The organism is Lachnospiraceae bacterium (assembly GCA_025758065.1).
In the GTDB taxonomy this organism is placed as follows: domain Bacteria; phylum Bacillota; class Clostridia; order Lachnospirales; family Lachnospiraceae; genus Enterocloster.
Window position 1 is genome coordinate 713,880 of sequence record CP107199.1, and the last position, 22,576, is coordinate 736,455.

The 22,576-nt window shown below is 39.0% G+C and carries 21 protein-coding genes; all 21 read right to left on the reverse strand.

The genetic code is table 11. The features are described from left to right. Nucleotides 1–138: 138 nt before the first annotated feature. Complete coding sequence (locus OGM16_03275) at nt 139–2,466, reverse strand: LicD family protein (GenBank protein UYJ47306.1); 2,328 nt, start codon at nt 2,464–2,466, stop codon at nt 139–141. Nucleotides 2,467–2,510: 44 nt separating this feature from the next. Next, nucleotides 2,511–3,557: a galactitol-1-phosphate 5-dehydrogenase gene (locus tag OGM16_03280; GenBank protein ID UYJ47307.1), complete on the reverse strand. Its 1,047-nt coding sequence runs from the start codon at nt 3,555–3,557 to the stop codon at nt 2,511–2,513. Beyond that, the gene (locus OGM16_03285; GenBank protein UYJ47308.1) at nt 3,554–4,279 is read right to left on the reverse strand and encodes a 2-C-methyl-D-erythritol 4-phosphate cytidylyltransferase; all 726 of its coding nucleotides are present in this window, start codon (nt 4,277–4,279) and stop codon (nt 3,554–3,556) included. The genes OGM16_03280 and OGM16_03285 overlap by 4 nt, the downstream gene beginning before the upstream one ends. Then, nucleotides 4,276–4,938 (reverse strand): ribulose-phosphate 3-epimerase, encoded by a 663-nt coding sequence (locus OGM16_03290; protein UYJ47309.1) that lies wholly within the window; start codon nt 4,936–4,938, stop codon nt 4,276–4,278. The genes OGM16_03285 and OGM16_03290 overlap by 4 nt, the downstream gene beginning before the upstream one ends. Before the next feature lie 104 nt (nt 4,939–5,042). After that, complete coding sequence (locus OGM16_03295) at nt 5,043–5,918, reverse strand: glycosyltransferase (GenBank protein UYJ47310.1); 876 nt, start codon at nt 5,916–5,918, stop codon at nt 5,043–5,045. A gap of 13 nt (nt 5,919–5,931) precedes the next feature. Next, the gene (locus tag OGM16_03300; protein ID UYJ47311.1) at nt 5,932–7,014 is read right to left on the reverse strand and encodes a class I SAM-dependent methyltransferase; all 1,083 of its coding nucleotides are present in this window, start codon (nt 7,012–7,014) and stop codon (nt 5,932–5,934) included. A 7-nt stretch (nt 7,015–7,021) separates the two neighbouring features. Continuing rightward, on the reverse strand, nt 7,022–8,110 hold the full coding sequence (locus OGM16_03305) for a 4Fe-4S cluster-binding domain-containing protein (GenBank protein UYJ47312.1): 1,089 nt from the start codon (nt 8,108–8,110) through the stop codon (nt 7,022–7,024). A 10-nt stretch (nt 8,111–8,120) separates the two neighbouring features. Then, nucleotides 8,121–9,164, reverse strand: a complete 1,044-nt coding sequence (locus OGM16_03310) for a PIG-L family deacetylase (protein ID UYJ47313.1) — start codon at nt 9,162–9,164, stop codon at nt 8,121–8,123. 21 nt (nt 9,165–9,185) lie between these two features. Further along, nucleotides 9,186–10,394, reverse strand: a complete 1,209-nt coding sequence (locus tag OGM16_03315) for a glycosyltransferase (protein UYJ47314.1) — start codon at nt 10,392–10,394, stop codon at nt 9,186–9,188. After that, nucleotides 10,387–11,103 (reverse strand): hypothetical protein, encoded by a 717-nt coding sequence (locus OGM16_03320; GenBank protein ID UYJ47315.1) that lies wholly within the window; start codon nt 11,101–11,103, stop codon nt 10,387–10,389. The genes OGM16_03315 and OGM16_03320 overlap by 8 nt, the downstream gene beginning before the upstream one ends. 13 nt (nt 11,104–11,116) lie before the next feature. After that, a complete protein-coding gene (locus OGM16_03325; GenBank protein ID UYJ47316.1) occupies nt 11,117–11,602 on the reverse strand; it encodes a hypothetical protein in 486 nt (161 codons plus the stop codon). A 528-nt stretch (nt 11,603–12,130) separates the two neighbouring features. Then, the gene (locus OGM16_03330) at nt 12,131–13,432 is read right to left on the reverse strand and encodes a polysaccharide pyruvyl transferase family protein (GenBank protein ID UYJ47317.1); all 1,302 of its coding nucleotides are present in this window, start codon (nt 13,430–13,432) and stop codon (nt 12,131–12,133) included. Beyond that, complete coding sequence (locus OGM16_03335) at nt 13,432–14,547, reverse strand: glycosyltransferase (protein ID UYJ47318.1); 1,116 nt, start codon at nt 14,545–14,547, stop codon at nt 13,432–13,434. Before OGM16_03335 ends, OGM16_03330 begins: the two co-directional genes overlap by 1 nt. An 86-nt stretch (nt 14,548–14,633) precedes the next feature. Continuing rightward, nucleotides 14,634–15,200 carry an IS630 family transposase gene (locus tag OGM16_03340; GenBank protein UYJ47319.1) on the reverse strand — a complete coding sequence of 189 codons (567 nt, stop codon included), beginning with the start codon at nt 15,198–15,200 and terminating at the stop codon, nt 14,634–14,636. Next, entirely contained in the window at nt 15,127–15,564 is a 438-nt protein-coding gene (locus tag OGM16_03345; protein UYJ47320.1) for an IS630 transposase-related protein, read from the reverse strand. Before OGM16_03345 ends, OGM16_03340 begins: the two co-directional genes overlap by 74 nt. Before the next feature lie 64 nt (nt 15,565–15,628). Continuing rightward, a complete protein-coding gene (locus OGM16_03350) occupies nt 15,629–16,687 on the reverse strand; it encodes a hypothetical protein (protein UYJ47321.1) in 1,059 nt (352 codons plus the stop codon). 1 nt (nt 16,688) lies between these two features. Then, nucleotides 16,689–18,257 carry a hypothetical protein gene (locus OGM16_03355; GenBank protein UYJ47322.1) on the reverse strand — a complete coding sequence of 523 codons (1,569 nt, stop codon included), beginning with the start codon at nt 18,255–18,257 and terminating at the stop codon, nt 16,689–16,691. A 17-nt stretch (nt 18,258–18,274) separates the two neighbouring features. Beyond that, complete coding sequence (locus OGM16_03360; protein ID UYJ47323.1) at nt 18,275–18,829, reverse strand: adenylyl-sulfate kinase; 555 nt, start codon at nt 18,827–18,829, stop codon at nt 18,275–18,277. 2 nt (nt 18,830–18,831) lie between these two features. Then, nucleotides 18,832–20,778: a hypothetical protein gene (locus OGM16_03365; protein UYJ47324.1), complete on the reverse strand. Its 1,947-nt coding sequence runs from the start codon at nt 20,776–20,778 to the stop codon at nt 18,832–18,834. Then, entirely contained in the window at nt 20,766–21,239 is a 474-nt protein-coding gene (locus OGM16_03370) for a GNAT family N-acetyltransferase (GenBank protein UYJ47325.1), read from the reverse strand. Before OGM16_03370 ends, OGM16_03365 begins: the two co-directional genes overlap by 13 nt. Beyond that, nucleotides 21,221–22,549, reverse strand: coding sequence for a polysaccharide pyruvyl transferase family protein (locus OGM16_03375; protein ID UYJ47326.1), 1,329 nt, complete (start codon nt 22,547–22,549; stop codon nt 21,221–21,223). Before OGM16_03375 ends, OGM16_03370 begins: the two co-directional genes overlap by 19 nt. Nucleotides 22,550–22,576: the final 27 nt, after the last annotated feature.

A 22,576-nucleotide genomic window follows, 5' to 3' on the forward strand; every position in this document is an offset into this window, starting at 1 on the left:
AATGCTCATTATAGTCTCATTATTTCTGAAAATCAATGAAAATCTGTTTCATATACTATGCAATTCATGCATATCTGATATAACTGCGGGATTTAGCATATGCTTACACTATAGTTACTGGACACGGGCAGTTCATTTTCATTGTGTAACGTCACAGCCACATTCAGACACCATCGCCGGTTTATGTTGTTCTACGAACCGGCAGATAAGCGGGGACGGGCTGCCATAATAGGCAGTCATATCATCCATATGGATATCAGCTGTTTCCAAAAATTCTATATGCTTACTATGACAATATTTTTTTAATACCTGGATCACTTCACCCTTTTCTGCCGCAGAAATGATCTCCCACATTGCAATATCATATGGGTACAGGCATACTGCCACTTTCAGACGATCCGGATACTGCGCCATGACCTCAAGCCGTTCTTTCACTTTATCAAGTGCAGCAGCCGTATTCTCAAAAAATTCATTTTCACCAATGCAATAAAGAAGTGTTTTTTTCTGCCCGCTTCTGTTCTCTGGAGTTTCCTGACAATTTTCCACACCCAAAAATGCGCAGACCGGCTCTATTTTTTCATTCCAGACTGCTCTTGTATCTTCACCTGCAAATGCAGTCAGGTGATCTGCAAACAGCTCCTTCATAGCAGAAGACTCTATTAAAATCTTGTCAGCATACATGGCCCCCGGCATAGTCAGGCTGTACTTCAACCCATATACATCTGTAATATCATCTTCCGTAAAGTCATTAACCCCCTGGGGCATCATATAGATAAGGCAGTTTGTGTACTGTTGAAGCCGTTTTGCGTAATATGCCGGTGGAATCGTCAGATATGGATTCTCCCCATCATATGGATTCTGGATCACAATGGCCGCAAATTCATAAAACTGCATCTGGATAGCCGTCCATGGTATAACATTTAAATGATCCGGATATTCCTCTCTCTTATCATTTCTGTCATTTCCCTCTTTCTGTGCCGTGATCTCTCCATATGGATCTTTCGTAAACAATGGCAGCGGTGTCACGCAGACCTCTGTATTTTCCTGCTGTTTATAATGGTCATACATCTTCTGCATTTCTTTCCACCGTTTAGGATCATCCGGTAAAAAGGCAACCAGTTTTTTATGGATGATCTCCTTTTCAACCGTCTGTTTCATCTGAACAAATGCCTGCTTCAATTCTTCACATAAGTTTTTGTTCTCTGCTCCACCGGACAGTGCGTTATATACATGAAAAAGCTTTTCACAATACGCTTCCAATACCACAACACATTTCTTTGCTGACGGATGATGTTCTCCTTTCATCTGCTCAATATAATTGCCCAGATCGATCACAATGTCCTGGCACTGTGCCAGTATATTAAGCATATGCTCTATATCATCTGCCACTAATCCGCTGCCTGCTTTCCCCTGCATTCCCTCAATAAATGCATTATGCAATTCCTGGATCGTCTGCAGCGCATCGGCAGCGGTGTTCTGCATCGTGTGGTCACTTTTTGTCAGACTAATATTCTGGCGCAGCATTGCCCTGTCAAATGTAAATTCCGGCAGTTTAAAATCAGCAACCGCCTGCAAACTTTTGCGCTGTGCTTCAAAATACGGATAATCATGTCCCCCCCACACTTTATGGATCTTAAAATAATCATAATATTTATGGCTCAAAATTTCGTGATAGTCGGCAGGCACCGGCATCGTCGTATTTTCAAATGGAAGTCTTACAAATTTCCCGTAATATTTTTTATCCTCTCCACGTTTTCCCAACAGCCCCCATGGGAATATCTGCGCCATCCTGTCAGACTGCTCTTGCGGCACACGGGCCATCTGTTCCTCTGCCAGACGGTACAATTCGATCCCCATATGACGAGCATCCAGTCTCCTGTTAAAATTCTTATGATATTTTTGTTCCAGCTTTTTTAAATTTTTCTCCTTGACTGCCGGTGTAACATTTCCCCCAACAATCATGTCCGCAAATGCGATAATGTATTTCACTTCCTCACATCGCTGCTTTTCCTTCTGCTCATCTTTATACAGATAATCCAGCACAAAAATATCAATTGCTGTCAGATACGGGAAATTATGAAACTCTTTCAGATGATCCAGATCATAGCATATATGTTCATGATTAACAACACGGGCTAAAAACTCCCAGTGGTCTTCCTTATGTTCATAATCATGAATGCAAAAATGTTCCGGCAGTTCTGTCCTGGCCACTTCTTTAAACCGGACGTAATCCTCCCGTTTCATGCAGATATCCAGATCATCATCCCACGGCACATATCCGCCGTGGCGCACAGTTCCAAGGATCGTTCCCCAGTCTGCAAAATACGTGATGCCATGCTTTCTGCAGATGGTATCGATCACATCCAACACCTGTAACTGCGCCGCCCATGCCTGTTTTATCACTGTGGGAATAAAAAATCCGTTTCTCACTTCATCTCTGAAAAAATCCATTGAAATTTCTTTCATCTGCCCTGCCTCTTGTATACCATTCATTTTCCTGTTAGCTGCTGTTACGTAACCGCCATGATCTTCATATGATCCTCTGATCTGTTCCCCATGATCTTAAATCCCCGGTCTAATCCTTCCAGCTTATACCGATGGGAAATAAGCTGTGAAGGAACAATCTTTTTTTCTTTTAGCAGATACACTGCCATATGCCAGTCATCTGTCACTTCCCTTGTAAAAGAAGAATTCCATGTTCCAGTTACGGTCAGCTGATTTCTTAAAATCTTCCAGTAAACCTGCTTATCAAGCAGCATGTCCGAATATGGGTTTCCAACCAGACAAACCTTTCCGCCCGGCGCCCCATGCTCAATTGCCAGTGAAAAGGTTTCATTTTTACCAACACATTCAAAAAAAACATCTACCCCGGTTCCTCCGGTCTTTTTATCCAGCCATGCATCCACATTTTCCGACCTGATGTCACAAAACTGTTCTTCTTTGATGCCAAGCTTTAAAATCATTTGTTTTTGGAATTCCTTGTTTCCAATTACAAGGAGATCCTTCACATTCCGTTCCAATAAAAGCATGACGATCAGCATTCCGATCGTCCCCAGTCCGCACACGGCAACCGTATCCTGGTATGATGCACCCACACGCCGCAGTGCGTGGCATGCCACTGCCATTGGTTCCAGCATCGCTGCCTCCTCATATGAAACAGTTTCCGGCAGTTCGATCAGATTGCTCTCCGGCACTGCCACATACTCCGCAAATCCCCCATCCTGTCTGGAACCAAGGTAGCTGTAATTTCTGCATAGCTCATACTGTCCTTTCCTGCATGCGATACAGCTGCGGCAGGGAATTAACGGAAAAATGCCGACTCGTTTATTCTGCCATTTTGCATCCGTATTTTCGCCGGTCTGCACTACCCGGCCCGCAAATTCATGTCCCGGGATCAGCGGCATCCGGTGCGCGCCGGTCTGATAGATCCGTGGAATGTCCGAGCCGCAGATTCCCGCCGCCTTCACTTCCACTAAAACCTCATGCTCCCCGGGCAGTGGCTTTGACACCTCTTTATATTGGATCTTCCCGATATCTTCAAGCACCCATGCCTTCATTTTGAAATTTCTCCCATCGTATCCTCTTTTTGCGAAATAAATTCCCTGAAACGTTCCAGGTCTGCCCTGGTCGTAATTTTATAATTTCCCTCATCACCCGGTATCATCACAATGTCCATCCCACCAAGGACCGCCGCCTCCGTTGAACCGTTGATCTGGAAAATCCTGTGGGGGAGAAGCCGCTCATTGGCCTCATAGTATTTCCCCAGTACAAACAGCTCCGGCGCCTGTCCGGCAAAAATCTCCCCCCTGTTTAGCAGGGATGACACATGTTTTCCGTCACTGCTTACATAAACGGTATCCTTCATCGGAAGGACCGGAATCACTCCGTCATGTCTCTCCAGAGCATTGACGCATTCCGTGATCAATGCCCCTGGCAAGCACGGACGCGCCCCATCATGGACCAGCACGGTATCATCCGTCCCCGCCGCATAGGTTAAAATGTCCCGAAGGCCATTGTAAATGGAGAGCTGGCGGTTTTCCCCCGGATTTGAAAAGCCCCTGAATTTTTTATTTATATCATACCGCTTCAGACAGCTGCGGATCGTCCCCTGCCATTCTTCCTGCGCCACGATCTGGACCGCGTCCACCAACGGATGCCGCGACAGCCGCTCCAGACAATACGACAGAAGGATCCGTCCTCCCACTTCTATATACTGCTTTGGCATATCCCCGCCGAGCCTGCTGCCGACTCCGCCGGATAAGATCAGTGCTGTGTTCATAGCCTCAAATTCCTGATATCCTTCAGGATTTCCCCGTAAGGCCTGTCCTTCCCAAACAGCAGCGTTGTTCCAAGTACAAACCCTTTCATGCCCTTTGGAGCAAATTCCAGGATACGCTCGGCACTGCACGCGCCGTCCCAGTACATTTCAAAATCCATGTCTTCCTTTAATGCCAGGAGCTTCGTGATCTTTTTCCCCACATAAGGCAGATACATCTGCCCGGCATTTCCGGGATTGACCGACATTACAAGTACCTTTTTGACAATCCGGAGCATTTCAAGCACCGTCTCCACCGATGTCCCCGGATTGATTGCAATCCCCGGTACCATCCCTGCGTCAATGATCTTCTGTAATGTGGTTGACGGATGATACTCTGCCTCCGGGTGGATATACACCGTGTCACCTTTTCTTAAATTTTTTAAAAATAAATGAATCAGATTGTTTGGATGTTCGATCATCAGATGCACATCCAGCGGCTTTTCTGTCGCTCCAGCAATATAGCGCATATCGTTTAACGACATGGCAAAATTGGAGACATACCTTCCATCCATAATATCGATATGGAAAGAATCGATCCCGCTTTCTTCCAGGGATTTTACTTCCTGCGCAAGATTCCCGTAATCCGCGCACATCATCGAGGCTGTTAATTCAAACTGCATGTTGTATTTCCCTTCTTTATTCTGTCTTTTTTCCGGTTGATGACCTGCCATGTAATATTTGGAACAGCTGTTCCGCAGGTCTGTGCGCCTGCTGAATACAGCGATCACCAGCCGTTTTTTCTCATGATCTGTTCTATAATTGTTCTGTCACTTTCCGGTAATTTTTCCGCATAATCTAATATTAGATTTTTATAGAATGATCCGTATGACGCCCATAATTTCTCAAAATCCTCACAGTTTTTTTCCAGCAGATCATGTTCTTTTTTTGCCACCTCTATCATGCTATAACAAAAATTAATGTTTCTTTTTGCCGTTGTACTGTGATTTTTCCTTAAATGCCATGCATAATATATTTCGGAACTCATGACCATTCTTTCAACATATTGCAATGTTAAAATATTAAATTCCGTATCTTCTCCTCCATACCTGTATTTTTCATTAAATTTTATATTATGCCTGTTTAAAAATTTTCTATCGTACAATCCTGTCCAGTCGCAGCTTAACACCTCATGTACATTTTCATAATCGCGGAAAATTTCCTCCCGATTATGGTATATATTGTTTCTGCATATTCTTGGTATCTCGCCTATCACAACATTTTCACTGCTAATTTTAACAGTTTTATATGACCATCTTGCAATTTGCGCATTATTTTCTTCTACTAAATATAAATTATCTTCTAATGTCTTAGATGCCATAATATCGTCATCATCACAAAAAGCAATATAGTCTCCTGAAGCATGCCTTAACGCTTCATTTTTCCCAATGGAGATCCCCTTGTTTTCCGTATGACGTAAAGTCTTTATCCGCTTATCTTTTGATGCATACCGCTCACAAATAGCTCCTGTATTATCATCAGACGCATCGTCAACTATTATCAGTTCCCAGTCATCGTATGACTGGGAAAGCACGCTTTCAATAGCTGTTCCTATGTATCTCTCAGCATTATAAGCCGGCATCAATATACTTACCTTCGGCATTCCCAGTGTCGCCTCATTCCTTACTAATTTTAGCACATATGATAAAAGGATATTGTAAATCCTTTTCTGTAAAATCTTCTTCCTGCATATCCTCAACGCATAATCCATATAGATACGCTGTCGCCGTTTTTACATTGCCAAATTGTTCCAGCTCAAAATGTTCCCCGTCACAGACGGTCCTGCATAATTTCTCTATGGATTTAGGTGTAAAGCTCCAATATTCTCCCCAATTATCATTATCATATTCACATAAGGGTTTGATCCCAGGGACTGTGATCAATGCAGTCCCCCCGGCTTTTAACATTTTATATATATTTTTTATTGCGCTGCGAAGATCAAAAATATACTGCAATGTCTGTGTACATATGACACAATCCACCGAATTTTCGATCACTCCATCACCTGTCTCAAAATTGCATAGTATACTATTCTTCCCCCAGCCTTTCACATGGCTTACGATCGATCTTTCGACATTATTTCCGCCGAATTTTTTAGTATATTGGTCATTTGCAATTTCCAGCACTGTTCCACGTATTACATTCGATTTGCTGCTCAAGAATTTTTCTATATAATAGCGGTCTACTGCTTTTCCTCTTTCGCTTCCAAATACTTTACTGACCGGCTTTGTCGACAGCGCCTGTATTTTTGCGATATCATGATTTTTATTTTTTACAGATTCCCTGACAATTTCCTTGATATCCTCCATCGAAGATATACTCACATTTTTATATTTCTGTGATGAATATAACAGCTTTCCATTTTTTGCGGATAATATTTCCCCATTGGAAAATGCCGCTTTTTCTATCCCCTCCTGCATCGGTTCTATCATTGCCCCAAATTTTATCCGATGCTCACTGATCCCCAGGCTTTTTAGCTGACGCCACATCGATATAAAATCAGCTGAAACACAATATATGTCATATTGCGGAAGCTCCTTTAACCTTAACGGATTATAGACAGGAATATGTAAAAATCCGTCCTCTTCCTCGCTCCCGACCGCATTATCTATAAATCCGCAAATATTATATTTTGTTTTAAACGTTATATATTTCTCTCTAAAATATTGACCTCTTCCAAATATAAATATTTTCTGCATTTTTCACCTAATCTTCTACAGCAAAATCTTTCATTTGTTTTTGTGATCCGCATACGGACCATTCCATGTCACACTCGATACAATGCTTGCATAAAGGGACTTCCCTCTTCATATCATCTAACAGTTCTTTCCCATTGTTATAATCACTGATCCGATAAATGCCATCCGTAGGCAGCTTCTGATCAAAATATTCATTAAACCTGCTAATATACATCAGGGTCGGGCATCGTGCGATAAGTCCATCATTGATTGTTATACAGCCGTTCGAAATACATTTTTTAGGATATTTACTGTTTTCACTTATTGATATCGGCTTGTTGAACAGCTGCTTCCCATCGTATTCCGCAATTCTGTATCTTATACCATATTGGTTCAGGCACTTCGTAATCCTATCGATCATCTGATGTGTTGGATAATACTCCGATACCGACACTCCAATATTATAGTCGTGGATCGCCTGCAGTACATCCTTTCCCAGTTTCGGAATCAGTAATCCATTTGTATATATTTGAATAAATGTATTCGGAAGCTCTCTTCGGAGTTCTACAACATATTCCTTTAATTGCGGATTAAGCAATGGTTCGCCGCCCAAGATATCGATTCTGAATATATCTGAAAACATTTTTTTCAGCTGTCTTATGTCCGCCATCTTTTTTTCCAACACTGCTCCTACATCTTCAAACAATGGGGAAAAATGTGTACATCCTTTGCAATTCAAATTGCACTTATCTGAAATGTGCAGTTCAATATGAGGCATCACAACATCTCCCCAACCGCTCAGATTAAGACATTCCTTTCCAAGAAATCCAGCATTATCATACTTTATATCTTTTTGGGTTGCATCATAGAACCAGTAAATATTAGAGATTCCTGCCTGTCTTAATTTTTGGTATATTTCCAATATGCTGTTCGTATTGAGCACAGAGATGACCACATTGCTGTCTTTCTCCACATCCTCTAATAGAACGATCGGATATCCTTCATATTCTCCCTTCTTATATGAATCGATAAAGCCCGTGATCTCTCCTTCATATTCTTTCATTTTTGCGATAATATGCAACGCTATGTTTCCAGCTCCATATATATATGTTTTCATAAGATTTTCCTCATTCATAGCTCATTATAATTTTTTCCAGTGATACAACATTTATATCGGTATGATCCCTTATCTCTTTTGCGATGTCCTCGTAATGGGACATTGCGGTTACGATAATGACATCTACTTTTTTTAAGTTTTCCATATCATGATATATATGGATATTTTCTGCCTGCAAGGCTGGATTTTTATCAACAATATACGGAATATCACAGCCTGCTTTTTTTAATTCCTCATATAACAGCTTTCCTATTGGTCCATATCCATACACAGCTGCCTTACAGTATCCATTTCCCTTCATGAAATCCGCTATACTTTTCCCCGAATTCCGGATATCAATCCATTTCAGCAGCACTCTTGTAAATTGCTTATATTTTGAAAGTTCAAATTCCGTTCCTGCCGTTATTTGTCTTTCTTCCAGTTTAACCTCTGTATAAACCTCTAAAAACTTATCTGGCTGTTCATTCTGATATCCCCTGTATTGCGCCAATATTCTCACCTGCTGTACATATGGATGGACTTTCATTTGCGAACTGTGGCACGCGACAAGTTCCTGTTTTTTTTCTATAACCGTACTAATATCCAGGTAACATGTAGCATCAGGCAGCGGCGTATGTACTTCATATTGAAACACCTTTATATTTTTTATGTTTCGTCTTTTTATTTCATTGACCGTATATAAATATGCTGCCATGTGGTCACTGTGATTGTCCTTTGGATTTGGCAAAAAAATAAATGTATATCGGGAAAAATCAATTTCCCTGAAATACTTTTCATGTAAAATAAGCTTTCCGTCTTCAAGATCACATAATATATATTGGTGTGGTCCCGCCTTTTTCATTGCCTGGCAAAATTCCTTCTTCCTGATTTCCCGCATCTGATCCGGTGGAATTTCAGTATTGCCATATCGACCATCTGTCATTACGATTACATCACACTGATTTGAATACAGGGAAAGCAGCCCCCCTGTGCCAATACTCTCATCATCTGGATGCGGAGCGACAATTAATATCTTTTCTGTCTCCTTAATTACCAATGGATAAATTCCCATCATGACCCTTCCTTGATATTCCGGCTAAACAGCGGCCGCTATGTTCAATATGCCTTTTTTTCTTAGTGTCCGTATAATTGCCCCCTGATGCTTTTTATGTGCTGTTATCAGAAACGGAACACTAAAATCATCTACTGATTTTTCATCAAATTCATATACATGGAATCCATATATATTATCAGGATTATTCTCCTTCGATGTTACAAATATTTTTACTATCTCTATACCCATCCGGTGGCAATACCTAATCGCCGCAGCTGTCTCATACCCGGCTCCGTATAGATATACCTTTTTCTTTCGTTTTAGTATTGATTCTATCCTATCCTCAATTTGTAGTTTTCTCTCTAAATAATTCCCCTGGATTAATGAAAGCAGTACAATATCTTCCGGTTTCGAAAATCCTTTTTCTGTATATTGATTTTCAGCCAAACGCAGATTCGTAATTCCTCCAATATTTTTTTTGATATACCAGTCTAAAAAATTGGCAATTTCCCTGTTTTCTGTATCAGCCTTTAAGTGTTTTATCATAAATATAAGCTGTTTTAGCTGACCGATCGCTGATTCCTGAAACGCGTCTTTTCCCTTATTTGTTGAAGTGGGATTTATCATGTAATGGTATCCTGCAAAATTGCTGCATACTACCCGCTCTGCTTTTAAAAGTCCCTCAAGAATGAGCAGACCCCCTTCTCCAATTTTTGTATTTTTAAACTGTATCTTGTTTTCCAGTAAAAATTCCCTTTGCCAGATTGCATTGCAGGCATATAAAAAATTTTCATTGTTATTGACAAACCTGTCTAATAAGTCCAGACCCCTGTATACATCTTTATATTCATGTATGATCCCCGTTTCATTGCTTGCGTGATCGCTGCTGATCTGGAATCTGATAAAGCATCCCTGCGCCTGGGACTTTTCCATTGTTTCATAATATATTTCCAACGCATTTGTATCCAGATAATCGTCTGCATCCAGGAACATAATATATTTTCCCTTTGCATGTGTTATCCCTATGTTCCGTGAATATGCTGCCCCCCGGTTTTTTTCATTTGTAAATACAGTGATGCTGCTATTATCTTTTTTAATTTCCTGTAACAATTCTTTTGATCCATCGGTAGATCCATCTTCGATGCATATTATTTCAAATTCTTTCAATGGGCTGTCTAATACGCTTTGAATGCATCTGTCCAAAAATCTTTCTTTATTATACACTGGTATTATTATAGATATTTTAATCACTCATCTCACCGTCCCAACGACAACACGCTTCTAATTGTTTCCTGACATCGTTCCTGTCCATCTGCCATTCATGCGTAAAAACGGATATCATTCCATCCGATATGTTTTTATAATTCTCTATCTCAGAAATAATATCGGTACTTTTCTCCAATCTGGTGCAGGAACGGATAAACATTAAGTCTTCCTTTTTATCATAATACGATCCCATTTTTTTTAATTGTTCCATTTGAATCCCATTAAGATAATAGCTTGTACGGTCATCATCGGCTGTAAATAATGTTTTAACGCCTTTTTCCCGGAGAAATCTGCAATTTTCCAGACTGCCCCCAAAAGAATGCAGTCTAAGTGCATCAACAGTATTTTTTTGTCCGGTTATCCGTCTGATCTGTTTTTGGAATCTATCAAAATGTCTTTGAAAATCATTTAAATTATCTCTATCATATGTCAGATTTTCATCATAACAATGAAACCCGAATGTTAGCCAGTTCTGGTTTCTTCTAAATTCATCTACATATTTTTCAGATACTTTTTCCAGGGAAAAATTTCCATCCTGATATGTACAGAACAGACCGATCTGCATTCCATATAATTCATGCATTTTATTTAAAAATGCCAATGTTCTTGTTTCAAAGATACTATCCATGGAATCCTCTGCCAATACTTTAAAAATTCCCTTTACATCATCTAATGAAATATGTAATCTGCCCATGGTATGCGTTCCTTTACTCCCCCAGCTTACAGGAATAAAATTCCCGCAGGTCCTCTGTAAGCCAATGCTTTCCATCTTTATCGGTCCGGTCTAACATTTGCGTATATGTCGGCGTGACCAGCTCCGGTATTGTTCCCAATGTCAGCAGCGCATGGCAATTATAGCAATGCGCTGTAGGACAGTTGCATCCAATCTCCACAAAGGGAATTTCTTCCTCCGGATTTTCGTACAAATTATAAAAATCCATGCTTTTCGGGTCAGGCGCCCCATCGCATATTCTGCAGTTTCCGGTAGCAAGTTCCAGTGAAAAGCTCAATTTCCCCGCAAAACAATATTCCCGGTGCGGAACCAGAAATTCCTTTATTTTATAGTCAAACTTCGCTGAATCAAATTGCCCCCATACTTTTTGATATTCCTCTTTATCCATATTGGATAAAATCTTTAACTCTGTACTGGTGGTATCTCTTGCAACCGAAATGTGCGGCATCGCACCATTCATTTCTTTGTCGAAAATCTCCTTTATCTGACTGATATATGGAATCAGCTCATCACATGGCGTGATATCTATTGAAAATGAAATGCCAGCGTTTTGTATTCTATGTACATTTTTAAAAAAAACATTAAGCTGTCCTGTTCTATTTAATTCAAGAAAATGGAACGAAAATTTTATATATAAAAATCTTGTTATCTCTTCCGGCAGCTCCAGTAGCCTTTCAAATGATGCTGTCACCGTCCCATTTGTTACAATTGAAACATTATGTCCATTTTCCAGCAGCATTCTGATCACCGGCAATATATCCGGTGTCAGTAACGTTTCTCCACCGGCACACAAATTGAAAATACACATCCCTCCGAGCCGTTCTTTGGAAGTCGCTTTTTTCATAGTTTCAATCAGATATATACAATGAAACATCTTATTGTCAAAAACTTTTTTTTGTCCAATATAGCAATACGTACATCTGAAGTTACATGCCTGTGTTGGCACATAGCAATTAATAAACCGTTTAGGTCTTAATTTATCCACAATTCACATTCCTCTGATAATTTTTTCCAATCGTTCCTCATACTCTTTAAATCGGACGTTGTTACAGATTTCTGATTTTTTATCCAGCGCCTGCACCTTGTCCTCAAATTCAGTTCGTTCGTTGCACAGTTGGATATATGGCATTTTTTCTATCCATTTATATACATTTTCGACTTTTCCCGAAAGATTATTAAATGCAATACACGGTGTTCCGGTAAGGGCCGCCGATATCATACAGTGTAATGTATCCGTCACAACTAATCCGGAATCCTGGATCTGTGCCAGCTTATTGTAAACCTGTTCTTTCCGTCCATTTATCCCCAAAAATTCCCCGGAATGCATCGACGTTTTTTGTATTTCCCAGTTTTGAAGGATAAGCTCCTGTTCGATTTTCTTTTGTTCCATGGATGTAAGAATTTTTTCCTTGTCATTCCGCAGACATAGGATTGCCTTTTTTTCCCTTTTTCCCTCTTTCTTCCCCACACGTCCTACATGATAAAATAGTGCCATATCCGGTAATAATTCTACCCGGATATGTGGTTTTAATATTTGGGATAATATCTCATATGATTTTTTCTCCCTGGCACAAACTGTAAGGTTATTATGACTGTTATAAATTTTCTTCGTCTCCTCTAATTCTTTTTTTCCTCTATCATTTTCCTCAAAATAAATTGTTTGTGGCAAAATAACTATTTTATTATGATGGTATTCCTTTAAAATATTCCTGACATTTTTCTCCCCATTGTACAACCATAATGAGCCAAGGAACCCACCGCCCGTGATCAGTATGATATCATTTATTGTAACGTTTTTTTTGATTTTCAAATGATACCAGCTATATTCAATATCCGTTATTTCATATATTTTATAATCCTTAAAATATTTTTTCAGGAAATCTAATTCCGCAAGCGTAATTAAATGATCCCCAATATTGTCATGTTCCGGCGTATTAAACAGTAAAATCTTCTTTTCATTATCACTCATTGATCGTAAATGCTCCGGCAGCTTCTCTCCACTGGTCCATTTGTCGATCTCTTGCACGAGCACCTTGTATGGAATATGCATATCCTCAAGCTGCTTTTTTATTTTTTCTATTATGTATGGATCTCCGACAGTGATCAAGGCCTCTGCATCTTTTTGTCCATACAATTTTTCCGGCGCAATACATGTCAGATTTGTATATGTGTCACTTTTTCCCCATTTGCTTTTGTCATTATCGATTCCATAATCCGGGTTGAAATTTTTTTTAATTATTTTCCAATGATTAATTAAGGCAATTCCCATACCAAATACAAATCTTGCCATTACACCAGTTCTCCCAGTTCATTTTTTACAACATTATATTTTTCTCTGGTTTCTTTTCTTAACTTTTCTCCGCCTTCGATCCAGCTTCCGCTAAAATAATGAATGGAATGGGTGTTTTCATTTTTAATATTGTCCCCATTGATATAATTATACGGGGAAAAAAACTCCGAAGCATAAACATTAATTCCATCAAGCTTTTGATTTATATCTTCTATTTTTAACCCAAGTTCCATCAATGGAGCGGTCTCATAATAGCCGCTTGCCTCCGCATTATAGCATCCATTCCCGAGCGCAAACGGTTCATCCTGGCGGAATTCCAGGATTTTTTTTACAACAGCACTGTGAGGAATGCTTCCCGATCCTCCGCCAAAATTAACATGTCCGGCTCTCTCCCTGCCGCAAAAAGCCTGCTGATATCGCAGATCATCGAGATTTTTCAATATCCTTACATCTGTGTCAAAATAAAATCCTCCCAATTCATACAAGACATCCAGCCTGACAATATCGGGAATGTACCCCCATTTTTGTAAGGCATATGCCTCTTTTGTGTACCTGTACTTGTTCACATCGTAATTCGATTCATTCCAGCAGATGATCTCATAATCCGGGCATTTTTCCTTCCAGGTCGCAACACATCTCTGCAGGTCCATTGGCATTTCCCTTCCTGAGAACCAGCAATAATGAATGATTTTAGGAATCTGAGGAGATTGAAAATCATGATATACAAAATTCAGCTTCTTATCATATTCCCGGTCTAATTGAATGACAGCCGCAATAAAGCAGACCTTGTCTTTGCATTCTTTTATCCGATCAAGCTGATCCATTACGGAATAGAAATCTCCGTTTGTTATTACAATGCAATAGTCTTCTTTACAGCGTTCTAAAACATCTATGCAGCAGACCCTTACAACCTTTTTATTAAATCGAATCGTCAGACCCTGTTTAGCCGGATTATTATCAATTACCAAAAGAACATGTTCTGAAATTCCATATTGATCTAATATATATGGAATAAAGGTTTTACATACCGCACCCGAGCCAAATAATATTATTTTTTTATTGTTGTTTTTTACATATTGCGCAAATTTTTTTATTGACGCGTTTGTATACTTCATCGTTTTATTCCCATATTATGAAATAATCTGTAATTCCTCCATATGTGATTCACCTTTTCATTTTTCTATAACCTATAGCTATCCTCTTAATTAACGCAAATTCCTGACGCGTGGAACCACCCTTTGCAATCATTCATGCTTATTGTTTCTAAGGCCGCTTTTACAGCCACAGGTAGATCAGCAGCAATGCGGATTTTCCTCTTTCTGAGGATGGACTTCATTTTTGACCACATTTTTTCAATGGGGTTCAAATCTGGACTGTATGGTGGCAAATACAGATAGGAAATACCTGCCTTGTCCAAAAGTTCCGTTACTATTTTGGCATGATGGGAACGCATATTATCCATGATCACAACATCGTCTTTCTCAAGACTCGGTATCAATTGTTTTTCCATATATTCGCGAAATCGTTGTGCAGTTGTTCCACCTTGGTACGTAGTATATACCAGACTGCCGTTAAGTCGGATGGATGACAAAACAGTTGTTCCGGCAGGTGTGTTTATCGGGGTAGCATCCATGGCACGTTTCCCATGTACTGCATGTGCATAGTGCCTTGTGAGATTTGTATTAATACCGCTTTCATCGATATATATTTGATGTTCTGCATTTGCACCAGATATAGTTTCTGTCCATTTGCTGCGTTTTCTCTGCACATCGGGGACGCTCCTGTTCTTTTGCATGCAAAGACTTTTTCTTATAGGTATCACCTTGTTTTATCAGAAAACGTCTGACGGCTTCGTCGCCTATCGGTAAATGAAGCGTTTCGACAATCTCCTTCATTGTGATATCCGGTTGTTTTTGCACAAGTTCCAGAATATCGTGGTGATGCTTTTCTGTAAGAATTGTTTTCCGTCCTCTCAGCTGCGTTCTGGTCTCGTAACTGCCAGTACGTGCGCGCTCCTCTACAAGGCGGTATATAGTGCTTTCATTTACTGAAAAATATTTTGCAATCTCCCTGGCATTATGGGTTTTATCCCAGGCTTCCAATACCAGTTTTCTGGCTTCATTGTGTAGCATACTATCATCTCCTACACTATATTTTATCACCGCTGTAAAGAAGATGCGTTATTTAAGAGACTTGCTATAGTATCTCTTTTAGCATCAGTTCCAGATATCCCTCTTTTTCGTATAGCACTCCATGCGCTATATCATAATAAAACGGTTCATCTGCATCGATCTTTGATTTTATCCACTTGAGCTTTCCGCTCAGCTTTGAAACCTCCAAAATGTATTCGCTTGTGCGGCAGGCAAAATAATATGCTGTGTCATTCTCGCAATACCCTATATATTTGCTCCATTTTTTCTTTCCGGCATCATATTGGAAATCCGGCGGATAAGTATCCATACAGTATGCCTCACCCGTCTGTTTTTCAATACATACAATATCTTTCTCCAGGGATGGCAAAACAATTATGTTCCTGTCTGTAATACATATTCTTGAAACAGCCGGATTACTTTTGTAATAGAATTTTGCGATATCTATCTGCTGTTTCCTGTTTTCCATGACATTCCACACTACAATTGAAGCATTTTCAAAAAGAATATATATTTTGGTTTCATCACATACTGCATGTACCACTTTTGCCTGACCTGCCAGCATATCCGTACTATTATGTGTCTTCCAGTTTCCACTTCCTATATCAAATTCCAGCACTGTGGTACCATCATTGGAAAACAGATAATAGCTTTGTCCATAATGACATCCTGTAATAAATTCTTTATCCTGGACTGCCGCATCTACAGTATGTACCGTTTCCGTCTTTGTGTCATAGATAACAACCATGCCAAAGCGGTTGAATATATATATATAATCGTTATATGCCTCCAAGAAGGCCAGATTACCATCTTTTCTTATCCCACAATTAATTTCTATATATTTTACATGTCCTGTATCCAGCTGATACCGACACATATATTTTCCATCCATTTCTACTGCATACAAACAGTTTTCCCATTCTGTCTCCAAATCGAATGGGTTCCCACGGAACTGTTTTATATTCTCGATCGGTAAAATCTTGAATTTCCCGTTATCCAGATCCAAACTGATGGGAATTACGTTATCGGCATCAAAAAAATATAATTTTCCATTCTTATATGCGCAGTCCCTAAAAATAACTGTGTTGTTTTTAAATCTCTCCATTTTATCCTCTTTCAGACCTGCCCATGGTCCAGTATTTCTGCTTTAAAAATTCTTTAATTCTCCATCCGTTTTTGCCGTCAAAATTTTTTACACATTTTGCAGCATTTATCTTGCGTAATTCATACTTGGGGTCTTCTTCGCCCAAGACAACATGTGCTATAAACTCATCTATTTCCTCATTTGTTGCAGCCGAATAAGTACACTCTGCTATTTCTTTATGGTATGGCATACTATCTTTTGTACGGTACAAGAGAAGCATTGGCTTTAATAATGGCAGCGCTGAACAGGTAATTCCACAATATGCATCCGTAATAACGGCATCTGCCACTGAATATGCCGCATCATATGTAAAAGTATCATCAAATACTATATTTCCGCTCCGCATACAGTATTGTTTCAATTCTTCTAAATCTTCTTCACACCACAATCCTGCATCCTGAAGTTCACGAATAAGTGCTTTATGTGGTCTAAATATAAATCCTGTTTCTGCATGACTTTCTGCATATTCAAAAAGATGTTTTCCATATAAATCCAGTGTAACATCTTCTGTTATTTTCCCATCATGCACACCATGATCCGTCGTCCATAAAATTACTCTCTTTACCCCCTCCCCCCACAGAATTTTTTTCCATCCTTCAGGTATCTGTTTTTTCTGTATATTTTCAAATATACCATCAAATTTAGGATTTCCCATTTCAACAACCCTGTCCGACCCATATCCTGCATTTACAATATCATGGTACAATAACGAATCAAACAAATAATAGTCCGGATAAAATCTTCCAAATCCATGCCTCTGGGTTAAAAAAAAGCTTGTCCAGTTGTGTGCATATCTTACTAACTGCATAGATGCAACTACAATTAACTTACAGTATCTGCGGCAGTCCTGTATATTAGAAAATATATCATACGGATGGCTAATGACCAATATATCAGGTTTGTCATCTTTCACGCTGTACTCATGAATACTAATATAGTCAAATCCATGTGTTCTCATTTCATCAAGCATATCCTCTGACATATTTTTTTGTCCCATTATGACCAGTAAATCAATTTGTGCATCCGCCTGACATGCCTGACAAATTGTACGAATTGCATTCCATGTAGCACTGGAAAAATTTAAAATCCTGACTTTCATCATATTGCTTTGTTCCTGGGCAATACCATAATTCCTTTTTCCTAATAAGGATTTAAGCTGAAAAGCTGAAAAGTCTGGGAATGCATCTTCGGGTATGTAGTTTTCACAATCCAATATATTAATGATTTTTTCTTCTCCCATGAATGATTTTAACTGTTCAAACATTTTTGTATTCAATTCATTTTTTTCTACAGTTAATATCACATAACAATCTTTCTTTTCTCTTCTTTTAAACTCCTCTAAACTGATAATATCGGTATTCCACTGGCATATTATATTGTCTACAATACAGATCGGCTCAATATTAAATTTATTTTTTAACACTTGATGAATGCTCTTTCCATTTACACCATATGGATATATCACAAATCTTGTAATATTCTGATCTATGAGCATTTTAATATACTTTTCTATGGCTTGACCATTTATCATAACATTTCCGCCTTATACTATTTTTTGTAATTACCCGTATCCCTGTCAAAATCTGATCTATACTGCGGCTGAAAGCCCATGATCTCTTTTACAACATCTGCCACTGTGCGGCTACCGTCATTTCTAACCGTGATATCCGGTGTTTTAGGAAATTCCACCTGTAAATCCATACCACTTACATTTTTTATTTTTCCATTTTCCAATTTCGAATACAGCCCTTTTTGATCTCTTTCCCTTAATACTTCCACCGGAACATCCAAAAACACTTCAACATATCTTTTGTTATTTTCCCGGTTCCATTTGCGCACTTCATCATACATTGCCACGGTACAGCAAATTACATATATGTTCTGATCTGTAAGCATTTTACAAATTCTGGCATATTTCATTGCCCTTTTTCTTCTCTGCCCATCCGAATATCCTACATTTTCATCCACGATCTCTTTTAATATATCTCCGTCCAGAAGAACGACATTATCATGTGTTTTTTTCATTTCATAATAAAGCCTGGTTCCTATCGTTGTTTTACCCGCGCCTGATAATCCGGTTATCCAATATAAAATCCCTTGCACTTTTATTCCTCTCGCTCTATCTGATTGTTACCGTCTATACAATGCGTATACGGCAATATCTGGTCTAATAATTCATCAAATGCAGCCATTGGTATATTTTTCTCTTCCATTCCATGCAGTATCATTGAATTATCAATAACTGTTGTATTTATAATTAAATCTACCGGTTCGATCTTATCAGATGGTCTGCATATTTTTATTTTCCATTTCAGATTTCCAGCATTCTGATCAATTCCGTATAATACTTTTACATTTCCATCCGTCAATTCGTCCGCCAGTGTCTGCCCCATATAGCCCATTCCATATATTGCCACCGTATGACAGTCTTTCCGGCTCAGGTACTGTGCGATTTTTTTACCCGACTGCTTTATTCTCAGCCATTTTACAGCGGTCTGGTATAATTTGTAATTTTTATCCGCCATGCCAATTGCGTTATTATATGATTCATATATGTCTCTTTGAAAAATATCCATTTCATATCTTTCATCCAGTTCGGCTATTTTCTGTCTTACCTCTTTACTGACCGGATGCGTACTCATATAATAGGCAATGGACCGTCCTGCTGTTTCCTGCATAAGCTGACAATTAACGTATTCCTGTTTCTCGATATGTCTTTGCGGATGAAATTCCTGTATTTTGTGTGTTGGAAAAGCCGCACATACCTTTTCCCATTCTTTCAGCCACCGTTCTTTGGACCACTGTTCTATCTGCGATGTATGTAGGTATTTCTTTTCATTGCCATTCAGTACATCTATCGTCTTTTCAACCAGCTCATCGACGGAATCCGCCGTTCTGATATCATTTGTATCCACATTTCTGCCAATAATATTGAGACAGAGACTTGGAATTTTCATGCTATCCGCAAGCTTTCTGCCATAAGACATCATTGGGAATGATACAATGTATAGATCAGCGGCACATATCAATTCATCTGCTTCCTCGCGCGGCAAAACTCCTAAAATTCTCGCTCTTCCCTGCGTACTCTTTTCCAGCTGCTTCCATTTTGGTCTGTTTTTATCTGCTCCTATAATAAAAAAAACACTTTTCCGGTCGCTTTCAACAATTTTTTTTACATACCTGTCAAACTCATATCCGACAATGCTTTCATACTTAAAATCAGCTCCCATGGAAACAACTAATTTATCATTTTGTTTTAAGCCGTATTTACAATTTATTTTTTTTCTCAGCTTATCCCTGTTAATGACAATCCTGTCTTTTTCCTGTTCAAATTCCCCCATTCCGGGAAATTGCATATATACACTCTGATTTTTTTTAACCCCCCTGTATCGTATGCTCTTATCTACATCAAATTGCCCTAAATTCAATACGGCGTCTGAAATTCGAAACCCATAAGAAAACCTGAAATCAGCGTGATTATAAAAATATATCGGTATTTTCCATCCGGGATTGCTATATGCAAGTATCGGAATAATATCATTCATATGTGTAAATAAAATTATTCTCTCAAATTCTTCCGATAAGTTCGCTAACTTTTCCGCCTTTTGCAAATAATCTCCCCTGAGATATGCAATATTTCCTCCTGAACTATCGACAGCGTCCCTGATAAAATCCGGTGTATCCAGTTCATCCGAATCCGTAAATGCGATTGAATACTGCTTCGTATCATCCCACTTTATCCAGTTATGGACTAAAACCGTGTGCCCACCGATATAGGACGCTTTGCTCATGACAATCAATACTTTATTATCCGGAGCTTTAATCTTGTCTGAAAGCCTTACTTTTCTTCCAATATTGCTAATATATCGTTCCAGGTCTTCACTTGAATATACCCCTGTTACAAATTCTGAATACATTGATCCGATCAGGGAGATCAGCCCCAGCATTTGTTCTTCCTGTTTTTGCTCCGGGACTAGTTTTTCAATTTCCCGGATACATTCATAATTTTTATCAATTCGTTCCCTGACTTCTTGTAATGTCATATATAGCATATACCCTTCTCCTCATCTATAAGCATCACCATGATACTCCATTCACCTTCTTTTGAGGCTAATGAAAAACCTGCTTTCTCATATAATTTCACGGCAGGTATATTTTCGCTCCAGACCTTCAAAAATATTCTTAAACATTTTTTCTCTTTCGCATGTATTGCTGTCTCTTTCAAGAGTCCTGTTGCCACTCCTTGATTCCAAAACGCTTTTTTTACTGCTACTGATGAAACAAATGCATCCCCTCTATTGCAATAAACAGAGCATGCTGCTATATCCTGATATTTATTCTTTGCAAATACCGTATCCGCATTACATGCCAGCTTCTCTGCATATTCATCAACTGCTACGCGTTCACTCAGTTTTGGGATCATGACCGGATCAACTTCTTTTAAAAAAGTGCTGATTCTTTCCGTGTATTTTTTCCCTTTACACCATTCATATATTATTTTTTGTTCACACATATTTTTCTGATATCCTCAAAGATATCTTCTGCCTGTTTTTTTATTACAGGGATTTTTTCTTCCAGCTGTCTTCTCACAAGATCAATATTATCATAGCAATCCGTTATTATCGCTGCCAGATCATTAAAATTTCCTGGCGCCGACACGTATTTTTCCATGCCGATCTGGGATGAAAATCCATACATTTTATCACTGTAGATCACATTCTGGTTATATTCCATATACACAGTCGGGACACATTGGCTTGTCGCTGCAACAGAAGCGTGAACCCTGCCTGTGATCAGCATATCCAGTCTGCCTATTAATTTTTTAATATTGCACGGCAATAACGGTTCATCAACTAATATTACATGTTCTCTATAATTTTGATTCCTGTCAACCAGCAATTTATAAAACTGATTCAGGATCATGAAATCACGACCATTTATTAGTTTAAACTGCGGCGGAAGCTCAAAGCCGTTAGTGTGGGAAAATATCATGATATCCGCTTTTAATTCATTAATAATGTATTCCGCCACATTCAAAAATACGCGATACTGTTCCGGATCTCTTGGCCACATATCATAGGGACCCACCGGCATATTAAATCCGCCAAATGTTAAACCTATTACCTTCTCGTTGCTTTGGTGCAACCGTTCAATTCTTCTTATCCACTTCGACTGATATTCCTTGTTTGGCTCAAATAAAAAAGAGGGGCAGGGAGCCCAGACAACGTGATCCGTTGGAAATCCCCATTTAACAAGATTTTCTTTAGATAATTTTTCCCTGATCACGACCATGGAAAAATTTTTGAACACCTGCAGCGCAAGCTTTTTATCCTCAATCCTGTTGAACGGTCCCGGTGTCACTGCATATAATATTGTCTTTATTCCCAGCACCTGTGCGGTCAGCATTTTCAAACAGTCTACCAGGAAACGCTGATGCCCTACATGCTCCGCGTTATCTCCCCACATATCTCCCGATACATTTAAAACAAATTCGCACTGTGATACCAGCTTACCATACTCCGTTAAGCCGCTATAACAGACCTCTTTCCGAATATATCCTCTTGCTTTTTCGACATCATCATATGCGTTTTTTAGATCATTCTGAGAATCCCAATTATAATATAACCACATCGGGACAATCTCAATTTTTTCCTTCCTGGCAAATTCCTCTGTCATTTGAAAAGTAGTTGTTATGGCATATCCTGGGAAGTATTTGTGCAAAAGTCTGAATAGTGGCTCTATAATATAGTAGTTTCCGATATTTCCATATTGCAGTCTTCCCCAATGTAATGTGCATAAACCTGTAACTAAAATTTTTTTCATCTTACCATTCCACTTTATTCATTTTTC